Source organism: Streptomyces katrae, from assembly GCF_000966975.1.
GTDB lineage: Bacteria > Actinomycetota > Actinomycetes > Streptomycetales > Streptomycetaceae > Streptomyces > Streptomyces katrae.
Map to the genome: position 1 here is coordinate 1 of NZ_JZWV01001395.1, position 3,506 is coordinate 3,506.

Genomic DNA, 3,506 nt, shown 5'->3' on the forward strand with positions numbered 1-3,506 from the left:
CACGCCGTCCGGGCTACCCTGGGCGGCGTGAAGGTCCTCGTCATCGGCGGCGGCGCCCGCGAACACGCCCTGTGCCGCTCTCTGTCCCTCGACCCCGACGTCTCCGCGCTGTACTGCGCCCCCGGCAACGCCGGCATCGCCGAGGTGGCGGAGCTGCGCCCGGTCGACGCCCTCGACGGCGCCGCGGTCGCCGCGCTCGCCGGCGAACTCGGCGCCGACCTGGTCGTCGTCGGCCCGGAGGCGCCGCTGGTCGCCGGTGTCGGCGACGCCGTCCGCGCGGCCGGCATCCCCGTCTTCGGCCCGTCCCGCGAGGCGGCGCGGCTGGAGGGCTCCAAGGCCTTCGCCAAGGACGTGATGGCCGCCGCCGGCGTCCCGACCGCCCGCAGCTACGTCTGCACCACCGCCGAGGAGGTCGACGCGGCCCTGGACGCCTTCGGCGCCCCGTACGTGGTCAAGGACGACGGCCTCGCCGCCGGCAAGGGCGTCGTGGTCACCGAGGACCGCGAGGCGGCCCGCGCGCACGCCGCCGGCTGCGACCGCGTCGTCATCGAGGAGTACCTCGACGGCCCCGAGGTCTCCCTCTTCGCCATCACCGACGGCGTCACCGTGCTGCCGCTCCAGCCCGCGCAGGACTTCAAGCGCGCGCTCGACGGCGACCAGGGCCCCAACACCGGCGGCATGGGCGCGTACTCCCCGCTCCCGTGGGCGGACCCGAAGCTGGTCGAGGAGGTCCTGGAGACCGTCCTCCAGCCGACCGTCGACGAGCTCCGCCACCGCGGCACCCCCTTCTCCGGCCTGCTCTACGCCGGCCTCGCCCTCACCAGCCGCGGCACCCGGGTGATCGAGTTCAATGCCCGCTTCGGCGACCCCGAGACCCAGGTGGTCCTCGCCCGGCTGCGCACCCCCCTCGCGGGCGTGCTGCTCGGCGCCGCGAACGGCACCCTGGACGCGCTGCCGCCGCTGACCTGGAGCGACGAGGCCGCCGTCACGGTGGTCATCGCCTCGCACAACTACCCCGGCACCCCGCGCACCGGCGACCCGATCGAGGGCCTCGCCGAGGTGGCCGCCGAGGACGGCCCCGAGGCGTACGTGCTGCACGCCGGGACCCGGCAGGAGGGCGACTCCGTCGTCAGCGCGGGCGGCCGCGTGCTGTCCGTGACGGCGACCGGCCAGGACCTCGCGCAGGCGCGCGAGAGGGCGTATAAGGCCGTCGCGAGGATCCGGCTCGACGGCTCCCAGCACCGTACGGACATCGCCGCGAAGGCGGCCGAAGGCCGCTGACCAGCAGGCTCGTGAGCATCGGGGGCCCGGGGCGCGACGGCGCGCACCGGGCCCTCGCGTGCGCCCGCGTGCGCCTGCCTCCAGCGGGGCTCGAGCGCACCCACCTTTGCCCAAAGCCATTCCATCGGGTGATGGTCCCCTTGTCCGCCTGACGGCCGCGTGCGCCCCAACTAGGGTGCGGCGCAAGCATTCCGGCACATGGCCCACCGGCATTGCGATGTCAGTGGCGGGTGTCACAGTGGGGGAGTGAGCAAAGCCGCCGCAGGGCAGAGGGGGTGAGGTCCGGCCGTGTCCGGAACCGGTTCGATCGCAGAAGTGGGCGTGCCGTCCGCGCGCTCGCGGGCCCTCGCCGTGCTGCGGGTCCGCAGCAGGGCGCTGGCCGCCGTGCTGCTGCCCACCGCCGTCGCGGTGGTGCTGGTCACCGCCCGGATGACGGGCCGGCTGGCCGGTGACCCCTGGCCCGCCGTGACCCTGGCGGTCTGTGCGGTGGCCGCGCTGGTGCTGCTGGCGGGCGGGATCTTCGGTGCCGTGGTGCTGCGGGCGAGCCCCGCCGTGACGCCCACCGTGCCGCTGCCCGAGGCCGCCGCGCCCGACCTGTACCGGCTCGTACGGGACCTGGCCGACCGGATGGGCGTGCCCGCGCCCTCCGCGATAGCCCTGACCCCGGACTGCGACAGCTGGCTGGAGGACCGCAGCCACGGCGCGCACCGCCGCCGCGGCATATCCACCGGCCCGGAGTCCGAGCCCGGCGCGGCGCCGGTGCTGGTGATCGGCTCGCCGTTCCTGTGGTGGATGCGGGTCGCGGAGCTACGGGCGCTCCTCGCGCCGGTCGTCGCCGGCACGGGCCCCTCCGCGCACCCGGACATAGCCGACGCGCGGGGCTTCCTGCGGGGGCTGGACGCCGCGGTCGACGTCGGCGGCAGGCCCGGCCTGGGCTGGCTGGTCGCCCGGCCCGCCCGGCTGCTGCTGCGGCTGTGCGGGGCGGACGCCGCCGAGATGGAGCGGGGGGTGGCCGCGGCCGCCTCGGACCGCGCACAGGGTGTGGACCAGGGGACGCGTACCGTCGCCCAGGAGCAGGTCGGCCTCGCGTACGCGGGCTGGGACCGGCTCCTGACCCGGGTCGCGCTGCCGGCCTGGCGGATGGGCCGCTGGCCGGCGCACCTCGACGCGGGAGTCGTCTCCGCCCTGACCGAGCTGTCCCGCCGCGACCGGCTGGCGGACGGTTTCGCCTCGCGGCTCGGCGAGCGCCCCGCGTGCGATCTGCTGGAGCAGCCCGGACTGATCGACGAGGCCGCCTCGCTGCTGGCGGCCCGGCTGTTCCACGGCGGCCCCGCGGAGGCCGGCCCGGACTGGTCGCCGGTGGACTGGGCGGCCTACCCGGAGGAGGTCGTGGACCGCAAGTGGCGTACGGAGGCGGCCCGCCTCCACGCCGCCCTGGACGCCCTTTCCGTCCCCTCGGCCGCGCCCCCGGACCGGCCCGCCACCCCGGGCACCGCGTCCGACAGCGCCCGGCCCCCGAAGCCCACGCCGGCGATGGCCACCACCGCCCGGGCCGAGGCCGCGCCCGCACCGGGCGTCGGCGCCCGTGCCCAGGCTGCCCCTGCGGCGTCCGGCACGGTGCAGCCGTCGGCTCCCGCGCCCCTGATGGCCCCTGCCGCGTCCGGCGCCACGGAGCCCGCTGCCACCGCCGCCGGACGGCCGTCCGGCCGCGGTACGGCTCAGGCCTCCGCCCACACCGGGGCTCCCGCCGACCCGCGAGGCCTCGCGGCGGCCCAGCCCCCCGACGCCTTCGGCGGCCCGACCCTGGAGCGGGTGCTCGGCTACCTCACGGACCCCACCGGTGGCGGGGCCGCCGGGGAGGCCCTCGCCGGGCGGCTCAGCGGGGACCTCGCGCGGGAGGAACGTACCGCCGACACCCACAAGGCCCGCCCCGGCAGGGGCGCCGACACCCTCCCCCTGTTCCCGCTCCAGCCGCCGCGCAGCGGCCGCGACCTGCTCGCCGACCACGTCACCGCCCTGGTCTGCTGCGCCGCCGTGGACTCCGCGGGCGCCGGCCCCGGCCTGGACTGGCTCGACGGCCCGGTCCTGCTGGTCGGCGGAGAGCGCCGCGCGGACCTGGCCCCCCGGGTCCTCTCCCTCGTCGAGGACGGCGACCCGGAACCCCTCCGCGACTGGCTCGCGGAGCTGGGCGTCCGCCCGGAGAAGCCCGTCCGCCTGGTCTGAAC

At 77.6% G+C, this 3,506-nt stretch carries 2 protein-coding genes; both read left to right on the top strand.

All coding sequences use genetic code 11. The features are described from left to right. Positions 1–27 precede the first annotated feature (27 nt). Positions 28–1,281: a phosphoribosylamine--glycine ligase gene (gene purD / locus VR44_RS37630; RefSeq protein WP_045952171.1), complete on the top strand. Its 1,254-nt coding sequence runs from the start codon at positions 28–30 to the stop codon at positions 1,279–1,281. A 321-nt stretch (positions 1,282–1,602) separates the two neighbouring features. Beyond that, positions 1,603–3,504 carry a hypothetical protein gene (locus VR44_RS37635; RefSeq protein ID WP_245692830.1) on the top strand — a complete coding sequence of 634 codons (1,902 nt, stop codon included), beginning with the start codon at positions 1,603–1,605 and terminating at the stop codon, positions 3,502–3,504. Positions 3,505–3,506: the final 2 nt, after the last annotated feature.